Raw genomic sequence first — 17,358 nt, 5'->3', positions numbered from 1 at the left:
ACCGCGATCCGGCGGCGCCGTCACCGGAGGCTCCCCGATGCCCAGCGCACCCATCACCGTCTCGATCCGCCGCGAGGTCGATCCCGAGCACATCGCCGAGGCCACGGCCTGGGCGCAGACCGGAGTGGACCTGGCGAACAGGCATCCGGGCTTCCTCGGATCGGGGTGGGTCCGTGCCGACGAGGACTCGAACGTCTGGCACATGCTCTACCGCTTCACGAACGAGGAGACGCTCGCCGCCTGGGAGCAGTCCCCCGAGCGCGACTGGTGGCGCTCGTCCGGTGACGGCTTCGTGCTGAGCGAGCGCACCAGGCGCCGCACCGGCATCGAGGGCTGGTTCGACGAGCCGACCACCGACACGATCACGATCCCGAGCGGGAACGGCGGCACGACGACCATGGCGGTCGTGCGCACGCCGCCGCGCTGGAAGCAGGCCGTGTCGATCTGGCTCGGCTTCTTCCCGGCGAACGTCGCGTTCGCCTACGCGATCAGCCCGGTTCCGGGATGGGACGCGCTGCCGATCTGGCTGCGCGTGCTCGCCACGACCCTGGTGCTGACGCCGATCATGACCTACTGGGTGCTCCCGTGGGTGACCCGCTCGCTGCGGAACTGGCTCGCGCGCTAGCCGCGCTCAGAGGCCGCGCACCGCGGCGCGCAGCGCGCTCTCGACGGTCGCCACCGAATCGGACAGCGGACCGGGACGCCGCGCGAGGAAGAGCGTGTTGATCGGCGGATCGTCGGTCGGGCGGAGCACGATGAGGGTTCCGTCTGCGAGCTGGTCGGCGATCAGATAGCCCGGCAGCGCCGTGACCCCCGCGCCGGCGACGGCGGCGGCCGCGAGGGCGCGCAGGTCCGGGGCGATCAGGGCCGGCTCGCGTTCGAGACGGATGCCGAACGCATGGCGCCAGTAGCGCCGCAGGATCGGGAGGTCCTGCGCATAGGCGAGGAGCGGCACCGCGTCGATCCCCTCCGGTCGCAGATCGGGATGAGGACGGATGCCGAGGGCGGGGGATCCGACGAGGACGAACTCCTCGTCCATGAGGGCCATCGCAGACAGCGAACGTCCGCGCGGTCGCACCGCCGAGACGACGAGGTCGAGACTCCCCGCCCGCAGCTCGTCGAGCAGGGACTCCGCGAGTCCGGCGGTCGCCGCGACTCTCAGCCCGTGCGCGATCGACGGCGCGAGGGCGGGCATCGCCACTCGCGCGAGGAACTCGGCGGCGCCGCCGATCCGCACGACGGGCGCCTCCTTCTCAGTGCCAGCTCCGGCGGCTGCGGCGAGCGCGTCGAGAGGGCCGGCGATCCGCGCGGCGAGCTGATCTGCCGTCGCGGTGGGGCGGATGCCGCGGGCATGCCGCACGAACAGCGGCTCGCCCGTGGTCCGCTCGAGCGCCTGCAGCTGCGTGGTGACCGACGACTGTGCGAGCCCCAGCATCCGGGCCGCCGCCGAGACCGAGCCGGAGCGATGAGCGGCGAGGAAGGTGCGCCACAGCGCCAGATCTCGCAGACCATCGGCATTCCGATCGCTCATATCGCCAATGTATCGGAATCAGCGTCGTGTCCTGCCCGTTCTCCCCGATGTACCTCGACAGCATTGGAGCATCACATGGCCACCGTCCTCTTCGTCGTCACCGGCGCCCGCACCTGGACTCTCGGCGACGGCACCGCGCACCCCACCGGCTACTGGGCGGAGGAGCTGCTCACCCCGCATCGCCTCCTCACGGACGCCGGGCATGACGTCGCGTTCACGACACCCGGCGGCGTCGCACCCGTCGTCGACGCGGGCAGCCTCGGCGAGGGCGACGCCGAGGCGATCGCCGCTCTCGAAGGGCTGGCCACGCCGCTCGCGCTGGCCGGCATCGACCCCGCCGAGTACGACGCGGTGTACTACCCCGGCGGTCACGGACCGATGCAGGACCTCGCGACGGACGCCGACTCCGCCGCGCTGATCACCGCGACTGTCGCGGCCGGCCGCCCGCTCGCGGCCGTCTGCCACGGACTCGCCGCTCTCCTGCCCGCGCGCGCCGCCACGGGCGAGCCGGTCGTCGCAGGGCGCCGGATCACCGGCTTCTCCGATGAGGAGGAGCGCATCGGCGGCCTCGCCGACCGTGCGCCGTTCCTGCTGGAGTCGTCGCTGCGCGAACTCGGCGCCGACGTCGTGGTGAGCGAGCCGTGGAGCGATCACACCGTGGTCGACGGACTGCTCATCACCGGCCAGAACCCGCAGTCGTCGGCATCCGCCGCTCGCGCGCTGGTCGCCGCTCTGGCCTGATCCGGCGCCGCCCGCACCCGGTCGTCGAGCGAGGAGCTCGCTGCGCTACTCGCTCAACGACTGGGGGCAACCGGCTCGCGCCTACCGGCAGGTCGCCGCGGCGTAGCCGGCGGTCACCGACTCACCCCCTGCGCTCACCGTGATCTCGCCGGCATCGAGCGACGCCTTCTTGCTCGCGGCCACGGCCTGCCCTTCGGCCCCCGATGCCACCGCCTCGATGACGCGTCGTCCGAGCGGCGTCTCGACGTCGACATCCGTCGTCGCGTCGCCGCTGTTCTGCACGGTCGAGACCAGCTGCACCTTGCCGGAGATGCAGCGTGTGGCGACAGCCGGCACGATGTCACTCGACTTCGCCCCGACCGCGAGCACCGGGATCTTCAGGTACGAGCCCGGCGTCGCGAACGTCAGCCGCACGGCCGACGCGAGCACCGGATCGAACGTCAGCGACGTCGGCTTGCCGTTGGCACTCGGCGCGACGTCCTGCGCGGTCGTGGCGTGCCATGTGCCCTGCGCGTCGCGGTACTCGACGCCGACGCCGGTGAGGCTCCCCTCGGTGTTCGTGAAGCCGACCCGGTCGACGATGCGCGCCGCAGCCGGCTCGACGGTGAACGTCGCGGAGTCCTTCATCGTCCCGCCGGTCCACGTCGACCACGAGGTCGAGGCCCTGCCGTCGCATGCGTTCTGCGCCGGCATGGTCTCCCACTCGGTCTGATGGAAGCTCGCCGACACGGTCGTCCCGGCGGCCGCGCAGATGTCCTCGACGCCGTCCGCGCCCCACAGCTGCACCTCGGAGATCGACTGCCACGTGTTCGTCGCGGTCTTCAGCTGCAGGCGGATGCCGTTGGTCTGCGGCAGGCCAGAGACGTCGAGCGTCGCCACCGGAGCGGATGCCGCGGCATCCTGCGCGATGTCCACGTTCACGCCGGCGGACACCCACGTGCCCGTGGCGTCGAGGTACTCGGCGGCGATGTTCGACGGCCAGGTCGCCCCGGCGCCGTCCTTGTAGGTGTGCACGACGACCTCGTCGACGTCCTGCGCGAGCGGCCAGGAGAACGACAGCCAGCTGGACTTCGGGTAGGCGCCGCCGCCGACCCAGTCGTCCCAGCCCTTGCCCTTGACGTTGCCGTCGACCACGGTCGGGGCGAGGTTCGCACGGCTCGACGCCGACACCGCAGACTCCGGCGCGAGATTGACGACGCCGGGCGTGGCCACCTCGATCGTCCGGGTGAACGACCGGCCGGCGGTGAACTGCGCATCGGCGGCCAGCGTGCCGGTGATCGACTGAGTGCCGCGCTCCGCGAACGAGCTCGCGCTCCAGGTCACTGCGACGTCGGTGGTGACTCCGGCGACCGCGACGGGCACTGTCGCAGGGAGGTCGGCGGAGAAGTCCGCGCCCGGCTCGACCGTGTCGGGAAGCCCGTCGTCGACGACGCTCCAGATCTCGGATCCGAGGCCCTTGTCGTCCCAGTACGAGGCGTCCCAGCCGCTCCCCCAGCGGGCGGGGTTCTCCACGGCGGGGTTGCGCATCTCGGCGCGGCCGTTCTCGCCGATCGTGATCGGCAGCCACACGTAGGTCGAGTCGGCGGCGCCGGAGTTCCAGCGGTCGCCCATGTAGACGAAGCGTCCGCCGCCGAGGTCGAGCACGTTGGTCGACTGCGAGCCGAACGAGGTGCGCCGGGTGTCGCCGACCGACAGCAGCCCGTCACCGCCTTCGGGGATCGCGTTGTACGCGACGTTCTCGAACGCGTCACCGGTCTCCACACCCCGGATCCAGGTGCCGAGGATGCTGTCGGCGGTGTGGTAGGTCTGCGGGTTCGGCGCCCAGCCGGTCGCACCGGAGGCCACGGCGTAGTACTTGCCGCCGTGCTGGAAGAGTGCGGGCGCCTCGAGCATCCCGCACTCCTTCACGATCTGGAAGTCCTCGCCTCGCACCGGGGCCTCGGGCGTGCCGTCGGCGAACAGGTACGGGTAGCGGCCGTCGTCTGAGTACTGGCCGGCGTTCGCCATGTCGACGTCGGTCGTGTGCGTGACATTCGTGTAGTCGGCGTCGAGCTCCGCGACGTACAGCGAGCGGTTCTCCTCCGAGGAGTACACGATGTAGGCGGTGCCGTCGTCATCCTGGAAGACCGTCATGTCGCGCGCCTGGCCGGGGACCGCGGCGGAGATGCAGGCCTTGTAGTTCGTGCGGTTCGGCATCCGGTACACGCCGGTCAGGCGGAACGGGCCCGTCGGGCTGTCGGACACGGCGACCCCCGCCATCGAACGGGCGTACATGCTGCCGCCCGCCGTGGTCTGCCCGTCGGAGTGCCACCACAGCACCCACTTGCCGGTCGCCTCGTTGAAGAGCACCTTGGGCCGCTCGAAGATGGTGGTGAACTCGGCCGCGTCGCTGGTGTTCAGGTGGTGGTTCAGGGTGGAGATGCGCTCGGCGCGCGGCTGCCCGGCGTCGTCGACCGTGTCGTAGATCGCGTCGAAGTACTCGGTCTCGAGCTCGGCCGCGTCGGACACCGACCGCAGCACGATGCCCTCGTCGGTCCAGTTGAGCGTGTCGTACGACTTGTAGGCGTGCACGCCGGGGCTGCCGTAGTAGCCGTTGCTGCGGTCCTCGCCGTACCAGTAGTAGACGGTGCGTCCGGCCTCCTCGCCGGCGACGACGTCGCCGCCCTCGACGCCGAGTTCCTGCGCCGAGACCACTGCGCCGCCGTGCGCCTGGATGTGCGCGCCGTTGTCGTCGAACCAGTACGGCTGGAAGTAGCTCGACGACCCGCTGCCCGGGTCCTGGATCGCCGGGTACGACGTGTACGTCGTGGGCTCGCCGGTGGGCACAGCGGCCTGCGCCGACCCCACGGCGGTCATGGTCAGCACAGCTGCGGTGCAGGCCGCCATCGCGGCAGCCTTCGTTCTCTTCATGGTCACTCCTTTGTGATCGAAGCGTCGTCGCTTCGCAGTGTGTTGACGTCAACAGGTTAACGTCAACACACATTCAAGCAGTGCGGACGCCCGTTGGGCAAGCCCTTTCCCGGGATCAGCGGTGTCGCAGCAGCGCGGCGCCGTGCGGCGGCAGGGCCATCCGCAGCGCGACACTGCCGGGAGCGACGCCGCGCGCGGCATCGCCCTGCACGGTGACCGGCTCGAGTGCGAGCGCGCGACCAGTCCAGAGCTCGGCGACCGCTCCGGATGCCGGGAACCCGATGTTCGCGGCATCCAGCACGGCATCCGTCGCCTCGTCGCCGAGATTGAACGCCGCCGCGTACCACTCGCCGTCGGCGCCGTCCGCCGCCCACAGCACCAGGTTCCCCTCACGGAACACCTCGCGGTTGCGTGACGATGCCCGCAGCACCTCGAGCGCATCCGCGTTCTGGAACAGCGCGACCGTCGCGGGGTCGCTCGTCGGGAGATCGCCGCCGATCATCAGGGGCGAGCGCGCGATGATCCACAGCGTCATGAGCGAGACGCGCTCGTCAGGGGTGAGCCGGTCGTCGCGGGGCTCGCCGCGTTCGGCGCGGATGCCGATGCGCCCGAGCGGCAGCATGTCGCCGTCTGGCCAGCCCTGTTCCCCCGCGGACGGCGCCCAGCGGGCGAAGCGGGCGAAGTTCGCGGCGACGTCATCCCACGAATCCCAGAGGTCGTCGCAGATGCGCCACATGTCGGCGTGCCCGCGCAGGTGCTCGAGGCGCTCGAGCGAGAGGTCGCGGCCGGGCGACAGGCTCAGCACGATGTCGCGCCCCGAGCGGTCGATCGCGGTCGCGTAGGCCTCGATGTCGGCGGCCTGGTACGGCCACAGCATGTCGTCGGCCTTGATGAAGTCAACGCCCCACTCCGCATACAGCGCGAGCGTCGAGTCGTAGTAGGACTGAGCCGCCGGATGCTCATGGTCGAAGCCGAGCATGTCAGGGTTCCACTCGCACACATTCGTCGCGTCCGCGACGTCGGCGGCACCGGCATCCGTCCCCAGGATCGGCAGGTTCTCCGCCACGGCGCGCCGCGGGATGCCCCGCATCGTGTGGATGCCGAACCGCAGGCCCAGCTCATGGATCCGCGCCGCGAGCGGACCGAAACCCGCACCGCCGGCCGAGCTCGGGAACCGCTCCGGATCCGGCACCAGCCGCCCCCACGCGTCCAGATGCAGCGGAGCGTCGGCGTTGTAGCCGTGCGACCGCGCCGTCGGGTCGGCCCAGTCGATGTCGACGACGACCATGTCCCAGCCGTACCGCAGCAGGTGCTCGGCCATGAACTCGGCGTTCGCAAGCACCTCGGCCTCGGTCACCGTGGTGCCGTAGCAGTCCCAGCTGTTCCACCCCATCGGCGGGGTCTTCGCGGTCACAGCGCCCTGATCGTCCAGGAGGCGGCGTGCGCGTCGCCGGGGGCGAGCACGACGAGGTCGGTGCCGGAGTTGAACGCGTCCGGCGGGCACGTCATCGGCTCGACCGCGAGGCCGATCCGGTGGATGCCGTCGATGCCCGGGTTGTCGGCCGTGTGCACCTGCACCCACGGGCAGCGCTCGTCCCACGTCATCGCGACGCCGGTGCCGTCGCCGGCCGTCAGGCGCACCTCGGCGATGCCATCGGTGCGGGCGAAGCCGGTGAACGCATGGTCGATGAACACGTCGCCGATCGTGCGGGCGGTGCGGAAGTCCCACTCCGGATGCTCGGACAGCGGCTCCACGACGATCGGGCTCAGCCGGTCGGGGGTGACGGTGAGCACCTCGGATGCCGGGAGCCGGAGGGTCCACGCGTCGACGCCGCCGGCACCGGCCACGAGATAGGGGTGCGGGCCGGTGCCCCAGGGCGCAGCATCCGCCCCGATGTTGCGAGCGGTGACCGTCTGCGTGAGGCCCCCGGCATCGAGCCGGTACTCGGTCTCCACCTCGACGCGGAACGGGTAGCCGGTCTGCGGCTCGATGACGGCGGCCAGCACGACGCGGTCGTCCTCGACGAGCCGATCGGAGAACTCGGCCCACGAGAGCAGTCCGTGCAGCGCCTGCCCGCGCGCCGGCTCGGTGAGCGGCAGCTGATGCTCGGCGCCGCCGAACGAGTAGCGGCCGTCGACGATGCGGTTCGGCCACGGCGCGAGCGTCGTGCCGCGATATCCGGGGCGCACCTCGTCGGCGTCGAACGGCACGACGAGGTCGCGACCGTCGACCGTGAGCGAGCGCAGCGAGGCACCCACGCTGGCGATGACCGCCTCGTAGGGGCCTGCGGCGATGCGCAGCTGCCGACCCGACACTTCGACCGGCTCAGTGACCCGACCCATTCAGAGCCCCTGCGCGAGCCGGTAGTACGCCTGGTTCCAGCGGACCTGCTTCTGGAACTCGGGCAGCGTCGTCGACTCGTCGATCACGAGCAGCTCGACCTCGGCCATCTCGGCGAAGTCGCGGAACGCCTCGAGGCCGACCGCGGTCGACATCACGGTGTGGTGCGCTGCACCGGCGGTCAGCCAGGCGGCAGCCGAGGTGTTGAAGTCCGGAGCGGGCTTCCACACCGCGCGGCCGACGGGGAGCTTCGGCAGCGAGGCGCGCGGAGGCACGTTCTCGACCACGTTCGCGGTGAGGCGGAAGCGGTCGCGCATGTCGCTCAGCGCGACCACGATCGCGGGCCCGGAGTCGGCCGTGAAGACCAGGCGCACCGGGTCGTCCTTGCCGCCGATGCCGAGCGGGTGGATCTCCAGCGTCGGCTTCGCGGTCGTGAGCGACGGCGACACCTCGAGCATGTGCGCGCCGAGGATCAGCTCGTCGCCCGGGGTCATGTCGTAGGTGTAGTCCTCCATCAGGCTCGCACCGCCCGGAAGACCGGCACCCATCACGTTCGCCACACGGACGAGGATCGCCGTCTTCCAGTCGCCCTCGGCGCCGAAGCCGTAGCCCTCGGCCATCAGGCGCTGTACCGCGAGACCGGGCAGCTGCTTCAGCGCGCCGAGGTCCTCGAACGAGGTGGTGAAGGCGCCGAAGCCGCCCTCCTCGAGGAACGACCGCAGGCCGATCTCGATCGCGGCGCCGTCGCGCAGCGACTGGTGCCGCTCGCCGCCCTTGCGCAGCTCGGGGGCGACCTCGTACAGCTCCTCGTACTCGGCGACGAGAGCGTCGATGTCGGCGTCTGATGCCGCGGCGACGACATCCGCCAGCTCGTTCACACCCCAGGTGTTCACCTGCACGCCGAACCGCAGCTCTGCTTCGGTCTTGTCGCCCTCGGTGACGGCGACGAAGCGCATGTTGTCGCCGAAGCGTGCGAGCTTGAGCGACCGCGACGCCGCGAGGCCCGCTGCCGCACGCTGCCAGGTGGCGATCTCCTGACGCACGCGCGGGTCGGAGGCGTGGCCGACGACGGTCTTGCGCGGCACGCCGAGCCTGGTCTGGATGTAGCCGAACTCGCGGTCGCCGTGCGCGGCCTGGTTCAGGTTCATGAAGTCGAAGTCGATGTCGGCCCACGGCAGCTCGGCGCCTGCCTGCGTGTGCAGGTGCGCGAGCGGCTTCTGCAGCGCGTCGAGTCCGGCGATCCACATCTTCGCCGGGCTGAACGTGTGCATCCAGGCGACGAGGCCGATCACGTTGTCGGCGGCATTCGCCTCGAGAGCGATCCGCTTGATGGCCGCGGAGTCGGTGAGGACCGGCTTCCAGACGATCCTGACCGGGACCTCGTCGGCTGCGTCCAGGATGCGGGCGATCTCCTGCGACTGCGCGGCGACCTGCGCGAGCGTCTCCGGCCCGTACAGGTGCTGGCTGCCGGTGAGGAACCAGACCTCGTAGCCGTCGAGGGAGGTGTTGAGCTTGGGCATTGTGCTGCGTCCTTTCGCCGTCTCGCGAGACTTCTCAAATGTCACGTTTTCGGGCTGAAACCGTGACATTCGTGAAGTCTCGCGGGCCGTTGTGGGTCAGAGTGCGGTCGTGGCGGCGGCCTCGATGCGAAGGCCCGCGCGGTAGCGGTCGAGGTAGGTGGCGAAGCCGGTGACGTCGGCGGGGTCGGGGTCGACGGTGGAGACGGATGCCGTGGCGAACACGCTCTCGTCGAGATACGCGTGAAGCGACTCGTCGCGGCCGAGGTACGACGCGAGCACCGCGATGCCCCACGCCCCGCCCTCGGAGGCCAGCTCGCCCACCGCGACCGGGGCGCCGAGCGCTCCGGCGAGGAATCGCTGCGCGACACCGGCCGTGCGGAACATCCCGCCGTGCGCGAACATGCGGTCGAGGCCGACGCCCTCGTCGGCGAGCACCTGCATGCCGAGAGCGAGGGTGCCGAACACGCCGTAGAGCTGCGCGCGCATGAAGTTCGCGAGCGTGAAGGCGCTGTCGGGAGTGCGCACGAACAGCGGCCGTCCCTCGGTGAGCCCGGCGATCGGCTCCCCGGCGAGGTGGTTGTAGGCGAGGAGGCCGCCGGCATCCGCATCGCCCTGCAGCGCCTCGCCGAACAGCGCCTCGAAGACGGCGTCGTCGCCGAGCGGGTGGCCCGCCGCCGCGGCGAACCGGGTGAACAGGCCCGCCCATGCGGCGAGTTCGCTGGCGCCGTTGTTGCAGTGCACCATGGCGACCGCGTCGCCGGCCGGGGTGGTCACGAGATCGAGTTCGTGGTGGATGCCGGCGAGCGGATGCTCGAGCACGACCATCGCGAAGATGCTGGTGCCGGCCGACACGTTGCCGGTGCGCGGGGCGACCGAGTTCGTCGCGACCATGCCGGTGCCGGCGTCGCCCTCCGGCGGGCAGAGCGGGATGCCGGGTGTGAGGGCGCCGGTCGGATCGAGCAGCTTCGCGCCTTCTGCGGTGAGGGCTCCGGCGGCGGCGCCTGCCGGGAGGACTGCCGGGAGCAGGCGCGGGAGCGGGGCCGGTAGCCGGTCTCCCGCCAGCGAGCCGTATGCCTGCAGCATCCGCTCGTCGTAGTCGCAGGTCGCCGAGTCGATCGGGAACATGCCCGACGCGTCGCCGACGCCGAGCACCCGCTCGCCGGTGAGCTTCCAGTGCACGTAGCCGGCGAGCGTCGTGACGAAGTCGAGCTGCGGCACGTGCGCCTCGGAGTCGACGACGGCCTGGTGGAGGTGCGCGATCGACCAGCGCAGCGGGATGTTCACGCCGAGTAGGTCGGTGAGCTCGGCGGCGGCCGTGCCGGTGTTCGTGTTGCGCCAGGTGCGGAACGGCACCAGCAGCTCGCCCGCCGCGTCGAACGCCAGGTAGCCGTGCATCATCGCCGAGATGCCGATGGCACCGAAGGAGTCGGGGCGGATGCCGTAGCGGTCGTGCGCATCGGCGACGAGGTCGGCGAGTGCCGCCTGCAGTCCCTGCCAGACCTCGTCGAGTGCGTAGGTCCAGAGACCGTCCTCCAGCCGGTTCTCCCACGCGAAGGATCCGGTGGCGAGCACCTCGGTCGCGTCGGAGCCGATCAGGCACGCCTTGATGCGGGTGGAGCCCAGCTCGATGCCGAGGCTGGTGCGGCCGGCCAGGATGTCTGCTCGTTCGTTCCCTGAGCTGCGTCGAAGGGTCATCGGCGGGTGTCCGAGTTCTGGCCGTACACGTTCTGGTACCGGTTGTAGAGGCTGTCGATCGCCTCCTGCGGGATGGGGATGAGCGGACCGGCCTCCCGTGCGTGGTGCACGGTGCGGGCGACATCCTCGACCATGACGGCGGCCTTGACCGCATCCTTCGCGTTCACGCCGATCGTGAACGGTCCGTGGTTCTGCATGAGCACCGCGCGGCTGCGGTGCCCATGCAGGGTCTCGACGATCCCGCGGCCGATCGAGTCGTCGCCGATGATCGCGAACGGGCCGACCGGGATCGGCCCGCCGAACTCGTCGGCCATGGCGGTGATCACGCAGGGGATCTCCTCGCCGCGCGCGGCCCAGGCGACCGCGTAGGTCGAATGCGTGTGCACGACCCCGCCGACGTCCGGCATGTTCCGGTACACGTAGGCGTGCGCGGCAGTGTCGCTCGAGGGGCTCCGGTCGCTGCCCGGCGTGCCGGGGATGACGTGGCCGTCGAGGTCGCAGAGGATCATGTTCTCGGGCGCGAGGTCGTCGTACGAGACACCGGAGGGCTTGATCACGAACAGGTCGGCGCCGGGGACCCTGCCCGAGACGTTGCCGCCGGTCCAGACGACGAGGTCGTAGCGGACCAGCTCTCCGTGCAGGCGGGCGACGTCAGCGCGGACGGCCTCGATCGACGCCTCGACCTCGGGGGCGAATGCGGGGGCTTCGTTGCTCACGGGTACCTCTTCGTGCGGGATCCTGATCACTGTGACCGGTCACAGTAGTCTGACATGGGCTCGGTCGGGTCGTCAAGAGCGAGGGTGCACATGGCGCGCCTGCCATAACTCCGGAGAACTGCCCCGTCGTGAGCGAGGCTGACACGGGAATCCGCGGATCCAGATGCAGACGCCGGTCGATTCTCCGGAGTTGGGGAGCAGCGGCGTCAGGGCAACGGCCAGTCGGCGCGCTGATTCAGGCCCGCGGCGGCGCCACGGAATCGCGCGAGATCAGCACCGGGGCCACCGGATCCAGGTCGGATGCCGCGGCATCCGCTCCTCCGACGACCGCGGCGACGGCCCTGCGGGCGAGCTCGTCGAAGTCCTGGCGCACCGTGGTGAGCTTCGGCGAGTAGTACGCGGCATCCGGGATGTCGTCGAACCCGACCACGCTGATGTCCCCCGGCACCGAGAGCCCGGCCTCGTGGAGTCCGCCGAGGAGCCCCAGCGCCATCTGGTCGTTCGCGGCGAACACGGCCGTCGCACCGGAATCCCGCACCGCCGACACGGCCGCGTACCCGGAGCCGGCAGACCAGTCGCCCTCGACGACGGGACCGGCCACGAGCCCGCGAGCCGCCATCTCCGCCGCGTACCCGTCGGCGCGCGACTCGGCTTCGAGCCAGTCGGCGGGGCCTGCGAGGTGGGCGATGCGGGTGTGCCCGGCATCCGCCAGCGCCGCGACGGCGAGCCTGGCGCCTGCCGCCTGGTCGACGGACAGACCGCGGGCGCCGCGGCCGGCCGAGTGCAGCGTCACGACCGGCACTCCGACGCTCAGGGCGTCGAGAGCCTCGAGCGTGCGGGCATGCGGGGCGACGACGACGATGCCCTCGACGCCCTGCGAGATCAGGTGATCGACGGCCGACATCACGGCCGCCGCGTCCCCGGCGTCGGCGAACGCCGCGCTCACCCAGTACCCGGCTCCGCGGGCCGACGCCTCGATCGCGGCGATGCTCCGCGAGGGTCCGTACTGCAGCGCGTCGGAAGCCAGGACGCCGAGGGTCCGCGAGCGGCGGGTGCCGAGCGCGCGGGCGGCGTTGTTCATCCGGTACCCCAGCTCGGCCATCGCGGCGAGGACGCGCTCCTTGGTCTCGGCCGCGACCTCGGGATGGTCGTTGAGCACCCGCGAGACCGTCTGCCGGGACACCCCGGCGAGGGCGGCGACGTCGCGCACGCCGACGGTGCGGCCGGGGGTGCTGCGGGACTCACTCACGCCGTCGAGTGTATGACCACCGGCGCCACCCGCTCGCCGCCATGCCAGTCTGGTGTCATGCGCATCGCTCTCACCGGCTCGTCCGGCAAGCTCGGCCGCGTCGTCGCACGCGAACTGCGGGCGAACGGCTACGACGTCATCGGGATGGACCTGAACGGCGCCCGCGGCGCCGATTTCGTGCAGGTGGATCTCACGGATTACGGCCAGGTCATCGACGCTTTCACCGCCGTCGGAGACCGCCATGACGGCATCGACGCGGTCGTGCATCTCGGCGCGATCCCGGCGCCGGGCATCCGCAGCGACGTGGCGACATTCCACAACAACATGCCGGCGACGTTCAACGTGTTCTGGGCCGCGGTGCGGCTCGGCATCCGGCGCATCGTGTACGCATCGAGCGAGACGGTGCTCGGCCTCCCCTTCGACGTGCCGCCGCCGTACATCCCGGTCGATGAGGAGTACCCGGCCCGGCCCGAGTCGGTGTACTCGCTCGTCAAGACGCTCGAAGAGCAGCTGGCGTCCGAGCTCGTGCGCTGGCACCCGGACCTGGCGATCACAGCCCTGCGGTTCTCGAACGTGATGGACCCTGAGGACTACGCCGCCTTCCCGGCGTTCGACCGGGATGCGCTGCTGCGCAAGTGGAACCTCTGGGGTTACATCGATGCGCGCGACGGCGCGCAGGCGGTGCAGCTGGCGCTCGAGAAGGCGGCCCCCGGCTTCGATCGGTTCATCATCGCCGCCGCGGACACCGTGATGTCACGCCCGAACGCCGAGCTGATCGCTGAGGTGTTCCCCGACGTCCCGGTGACCAGGGAGGTCGGCCCGAACGAGACCCTGCTGTCGATCGAGAGGGCGCGGCGCGTGCTCGGGTTCGAGCCGCGCCACTCCTGGCGCGACCACGAGTGACGGCCCCCGGCTACTCCTTCTTGCGGGTCACCGCACGCTGGAGCAGCACGAAGACGAGCAGGATGCCGCCGGTGATGATGGTCGTCATCTCCGGCGGGATGCCGCCGTCGCGCGTGATCAGGACGTTCATGAGCCCCAGGACCAGCGCTCCGATCACCGAGCCGAGCACGTAGCCGTACGCGCCGGTGAGCACGGTTCCGCCGATGACGGCGGCCGCGATCGCGTCGAGCTCCCAGCCGATCCCCGTGATGTTCTGCGCGGTGCCGAGCCGGGCGGTGTAGAGCACCGCGGCGAGGCCCGCGAGGGCGCCGCTGATCACGTACACCAGCACCTTGGTGCGCTGCACCGGCAGCCCCATCAGCAGCGCCGAGCTCTCAGAGCCGCCGATCGCGTACACGGTGCGGCCGGTGCGGGTGCGGTGCAGCACGAAGAACGCCGCGGCCACCACGATGACGGCGATGATCACGGCCGGCGTGATCACGAGGTCGTTCACCTTCGGACCGTCGATGATCTTGAGCTGGTGCCCGATCCAGCGGATCGGGGAGTCCTCGCCGAGCCTTTCCGGCTTCGTGCTCAGCAGTGAAGCCAAGCCACGCCCGAGGAACATCATCGCCAGCGTCGCGATGAAAGGCTGCACGTTGAAGTACCTGATCAGGACGCCGGAGACCACGCCGAAGAGCGCGCCGATGCCGACCATCACGACCATCACCGCGATCGGGTTCCACCCCGCGTTGGCCAGCATCACCCCTGCCACGGACGAGAACGCGATGATCGAGCCGACGGACAGGTCGATGCCGCCGGTGATGATGACGAAGGTCAGGGCGACCGCGAGCACGATCAGGTGCGCGTTGTTGATGAGCAGGTTCGACAGCGTGCTCGCCTGCAGGATGCGTCCGTAGGCCACCTCGCCGTAGACGACCATGCCGACGAAGATCACGACCGAGGCGACGGTCGGCAGGACGGAGGGGTTCGCCTGGATCATCCGGCGGACCCGGTCAAGGACGGCCACGGGTTCGTCGCGCACAGGCGCCGCGGTCAGGGCGGTCATGCCGGGACCTCCTCTTTCATGGTCTTCTCCTCGGGCACTGTCGGCGCCTGTTGCCTGCGTCTGATGAACCAGCTCCGGACGCGCTCCGACTGCAGCAGACAGAGCACCACGATCACGATCGCCTTGAACGCGGGCGTCGCCGACGACGAGACACCGAGGAACAGCACGGTCTTGTCGAGGGTCGCGATGAGCAGGGCGCCGACGAACGCGCCGCTGAGGGAGAACTTCCCCCCGGCGAGCGAGGCGCCGCCGATCACGACCGCCAGGATCGCGTCGAGCTCCAACTGGTAGCCGGTGCGGGAGATGTCGACGGTCATGACGCTGCCGACCGACATGATGCCGGCGATGCCGGCGAGGATGCCGCTCAGGATGTACGTGGTCAGCAGCAGGCCCTTGGGCTTGATGCCCGCCATCCGGCTCGCCTTGGGGTTGATGCCGATCGCCTCGATCATGAGGCCGAGGGCGCTGCGGCGCACGACCCAGCCGACGACGATGACGATCAGGACGGCGAGGATGAACACGACGGGGATGCCGACGAGGTAGCCGTTCGAGATCCACCGGAACGGGTCGTTGGATGCCGCGGTGTTCTGCCCGCCGGTGATCACCTTCGCGATTCCGCGGCCGGCGAGCATCAGCACGAGCGTGGCGATGAACGGCTGCAGTCCGACGTACGCCACCAGCACGCCGTTGACGGCGCCGAGGATGGCCGTGATCAGCAGCGCGAGACCAGCGGCGGCGAATGCGGCGCCCACGGATCCGGAGTCGCCGGCGGCGTTCAGGAACTCCATCGACACGGCTCCGGCGACGGCCATCAGCGATCCGACCGAGAGGTCGATGCCGCCGGTCGCGATGACCAGGGACATGCCGATCGCGATCATCATGATCGGCGCCGCCTGCCGCAGGATGTCGATCAGGTTGCCGACCAGGTTGCCGTTGTTCGGGTTGACCGACATCGCGAGGTACGCGGGGTCCTTGATCACGTTCAGCGCGAGCAGGGCGATGATCGCGACGATGCCCCAGAAGAACGGCTTGTGGATCAGTTCACGCCAGAGCGACGTGCCGGATGCGGCGGTCATCGCGCCTCCTCCTTCTCGGTGATGTGGGCGATCGTATCGGGCGCCGCACCCTCGGTGTCCTCGAGGGTCTCCGCGGCGGCATCCACACCGTGTGCGGCGATCACGTCCACGATCTCCTGCGCGGTGACGTCCGGGCCGTTCTGGATCTCGCCGATCTTGCGATGATCCTTGAGGACGACGATCCGCTCGGAGAGGCGCACGACCTCCTCGAGCTCGGACGAGATGAACACGACGGCCACACCGTCCTCGGCGAGCATCGCGACGGCCTCCTGAATCTCGGCCTTCGCGCCCACGTCGATCCCCCGGGTGGGCTCGTCGAGGATCAGCAGCTCGGGCTGGGTGGCGAGCCACCGTCCGAGCAGGACCTTCTGCTGGTTGCCGCCGGAGAGGTTCTTGATCATCCGCTCCGGGTCGGCCGGGCGCACGTTGAGTTCGCCGATGTACTTCTCGACGATCGCGTCCTGCTCCTTGCGGGACATGGGCCGTGCCCAGCCACGCTCGGCCTGCACCGCCAGGATCATGTTCTCGCGCACCGTCAGGTCGCCGATGATCCCCTCGTCGCGTCGGTTCTCTGTGGAGAACGCGATGCGCTTCGCGAGGGCGTCGGACGGCGACTTCAGGTCGACCCTGGCGCCCTTGACCGAGATGGTGCCGTCGTCGGCGCGGTCGGCGCCGTAGAGGAGCCGGGCGAGCTCGGTGCGGCCCGAGCCGAGGAGTCCCGCGAAGCCGACCACCTCCCCTGGCCGGATGTCGAGGTCGGTCGCTTCGACGGAGCCGCGGCGGGCGACGCCCGAGGCGGAGAGGATCGGCTGCTCGCCGGTCTCACGCGGCGTGCTGCGGCGGTTTCCGCCGAGCGACTTCAGCGTGTCGAGGTCCTTGCCGATCATGGTGGAGATGAGGGCGTGACGGTCGAGGTCGCGGGTGAGGTACTCGCCCTCGTATCGTCCGTTGCGCAGCACGGTGAGGCGGTCGCTGATCGCGTAGATCTGGTCGAGGAAATGCGAGACGAAGAGGATGGCGACGCCCTGGTCGCGAAGCGTCCGCATGACCGCGAAGAGGCCTTCGACCTCGGCGGCGTCGAGGCTCGAGGTCGGCTCGTCGAGGATCAGGACCTTGGCCTTGATGGCCATCGCGCGGCTGATCGCGACGAGCTGTTGCAGCGCGATGGAGAGGGTCGAGAGCGGCTTGCGGGTGTCGAGGTGCTCGAGCCCGAGACGGGCGAGCGCTTCCGTGGCGGCGCCGTGGGTCGCGCGCCAGTTGATGCCGAACGGACCGCGGATCTCGTGTCCAAGCATCACGTTCTCGCCGATGGAGAGGTTCGGCGCGAGGTTGACCTCCTGGTAGACCGTCGAGATGCCGGCCTCCTGAGCATCCGCGGTGCCTGCGAAGCTGCGCTCACCGCCGGCGACGACGATCGAGCCGGAGTCGATCTGGTACACGCCGGTGAGCGCCTTGATCAGGGTCGACTTGCCGGCGCCGTTCTCGCCCATGAGCGCGTGCACCTCGCCCGGGAAAAGCCGGAAGTCGACGCCGTCGAGCGCCTTGACGCCGGGGAACTCGATGGAGATCCCGCGCATCTCGACGATGGGGAGTTCTTCGTTCATCGCTGACTCTCAGTTTCGAAGCTG

14 protein-coding genes are annotated in these 17,358 nt (G+C 70.3%); 3 read left to right on the top strand and 11 right to left on the bottom strand.

What is annotated here, in order from left to right:
* The first annotated feature begins 37 nt into the window (after positions 1 to 37).
* The gene (locus IPV10_RS03705; protein ID WP_207480545.1) at positions 38 to 625 is read left to right on the top strand and encodes an antibiotic biosynthesis monooxygenase; all 588 of its coding nucleotides are present in this window, start codon (positions 38 to 40) and stop codon (positions 623 to 625) included.
* Positions 626 to 631: 6 nt separating this feature from the next.
* Here IPV10_RS03705 and IPV10_RS03700 read toward each other — a convergent pair whose 3' ends face one another.
* Positions 632 to 1,531 (bottom strand): LysR family transcriptional regulator, encoded by a 900-nt coding sequence (locus IPV10_RS03700; protein ID WP_207480543.1) that lies wholly within the window; start codon positions 1,529 to 1,531, stop codon positions 632 to 634.
* 75 nt (positions 1,532 to 1,606) lie between these two features.
* Between IPV10_RS03700 and IPV10_RS03695 the strand changes: the two genes are divergently transcribed.
* The gene (locus IPV10_RS03695; protein WP_207480541.1) at positions 1,607 to 2,272 is read left to right on the top strand and encodes a type 1 glutamine amidotransferase domain-containing protein; all 666 of its coding nucleotides are present in this window, start codon (positions 1,607 to 1,609) and stop codon (positions 2,270 to 2,272) included.
* 81 nt (positions 2,273 to 2,353) lie between these two features.
* Here the strand turns inward: IPV10_RS03695 and IPV10_RS03690 are convergent, their stop codons facing one another.
* The 7 genes from IPV10_RS03690 to IPV10_RS03660 all read right to left on the bottom strand — a co-directional run bounded on the left by IPV10_RS03690 (position 2,354) and on the right by IPV10_RS03660 (position 12,703).
* Positions 2,354 to 5,182, bottom strand: a complete 2,829-nt coding sequence (locus IPV10_RS03690) for a family 43 glycosylhydrolase (protein ID WP_242684615.1) — start codon at positions 5,180 to 5,182, stop codon at positions 2,354 to 2,356.
* A gap of 115 nt (positions 5,183 to 5,297) precedes the next feature.
* Entirely contained in the window at positions 5,298 to 6,575 is a 1,278-nt protein-coding gene (locus IPV10_RS03685) for a glycoside hydrolase family 27 protein (RefSeq protein WP_207480697.1), read from the bottom strand.
* 17 nt (positions 6,576 to 6,592) lie between these two features.
* Positions 6,593 to 7,525, bottom strand: coding sequence for an aldose 1-epimerase family protein (locus IPV10_RS03680; protein WP_207480539.1), 933 nt, complete (start codon positions 7,523 to 7,525; stop codon positions 6,593 to 6,595).
* Positions 7,526 to 9,043, bottom strand: coding sequence for an L-arabinose isomerase (gene araA / locus IPV10_RS03675; RefSeq protein ID WP_207480537.1), 1,518 nt, complete (start codon positions 9,041 to 9,043; stop codon positions 7,526 to 7,528).
* Positions 9,044 to 9,139: 96 nt separating this feature from the next.
* Positions 9,140 to 10,738, bottom strand: a complete 1,599-nt coding sequence (locus IPV10_RS03670) for a xylulokinase (RefSeq protein WP_207480535.1) — start codon at positions 10,736 to 10,738, stop codon at positions 9,140 to 9,142.
* A complete protein-coding gene (locus tag IPV10_RS03665; RefSeq protein ID WP_207480533.1) occupies positions 10,735 to 11,454 on the bottom strand; it encodes an L-ribulose-5-phosphate 4-epimerase in 720 nt (239 codons plus the stop codon). Before IPV10_RS03665 ends, IPV10_RS03670 begins: the two co-directional genes overlap by 4 nt.
* 235 nt (positions 11,455 to 11,689) lie before the next feature.
* Complete coding sequence (locus IPV10_RS03660) at positions 11,690 to 12,703, bottom strand: LacI family DNA-binding transcriptional regulator (protein WP_207480531.1); 1,014 nt, start codon at positions 12,701 to 12,703, stop codon at positions 11,690 to 11,692.
* Between the two features lie 57 nt (positions 12,704 to 12,760).
* Between IPV10_RS03660 and IPV10_RS03655 the strand changes: the two genes are divergently transcribed.
* Positions 12,761 to 13,606, top strand: a complete 846-nt coding sequence (locus tag IPV10_RS03655) for an NAD(P)-dependent oxidoreductase (protein ID WP_207480529.1) — start codon at positions 12,761 to 12,763, stop codon at positions 13,604 to 13,606.
* A 10-nt stretch (positions 13,607 to 13,616) separates the two neighbouring features.
* On the opposite strand, the gene IPV10_RS03650 is transcribed toward IPV10_RS03655, so the two are convergent.
* Genes IPV10_RS03650 through IPV10_RS03640 form a run of 3 tightly spaced genes read right to left on the bottom strand, consistent with a single transcriptional unit; the run spans position 13,617 to position 17,334 of the window.
* Positions 13,617 to 14,654, bottom strand: a complete 1,038-nt coding sequence (locus IPV10_RS03650) for an ABC transporter permease (RefSeq protein ID WP_207480527.1) — start codon at positions 14,652 to 14,654, stop codon at positions 13,617 to 13,619.
* The gene (locus tag IPV10_RS03645) at positions 14,651 to 15,730 is read right to left on the bottom strand and encodes an ABC transporter permease (RefSeq protein ID WP_207480525.1); all 1,080 of its coding nucleotides are present in this window, start codon (positions 15,728 to 15,730) and stop codon (positions 14,651 to 14,653) included. Before IPV10_RS03645 ends, IPV10_RS03650 begins: the two co-directional genes overlap by 4 nt.
* Complete coding sequence (locus IPV10_RS03640) at positions 15,727 to 17,334, bottom strand: sugar ABC transporter ATP-binding protein (protein WP_207480523.1); 1,608 nt, start codon at positions 17,332 to 17,334, stop codon at positions 15,727 to 15,729. Before IPV10_RS03640 ends, IPV10_RS03645 begins: the two co-directional genes overlap by 4 nt.
* Between the last annotated feature and the right edge of the window lie 24 nt (positions 17,335 to 17,358).

This window comes from Microbacterium sp. SD291 (assembly GCF_017355365.1).
GTDB lineage: Bacteria > Actinomycetota > Actinomycetes > Actinomycetales > Microbacteriaceae > Microbacterium.
Note: the sequence above shows the minus strand (reverse complement) of the source record. Positions and strands in the feature narration are given on the sequence as shown.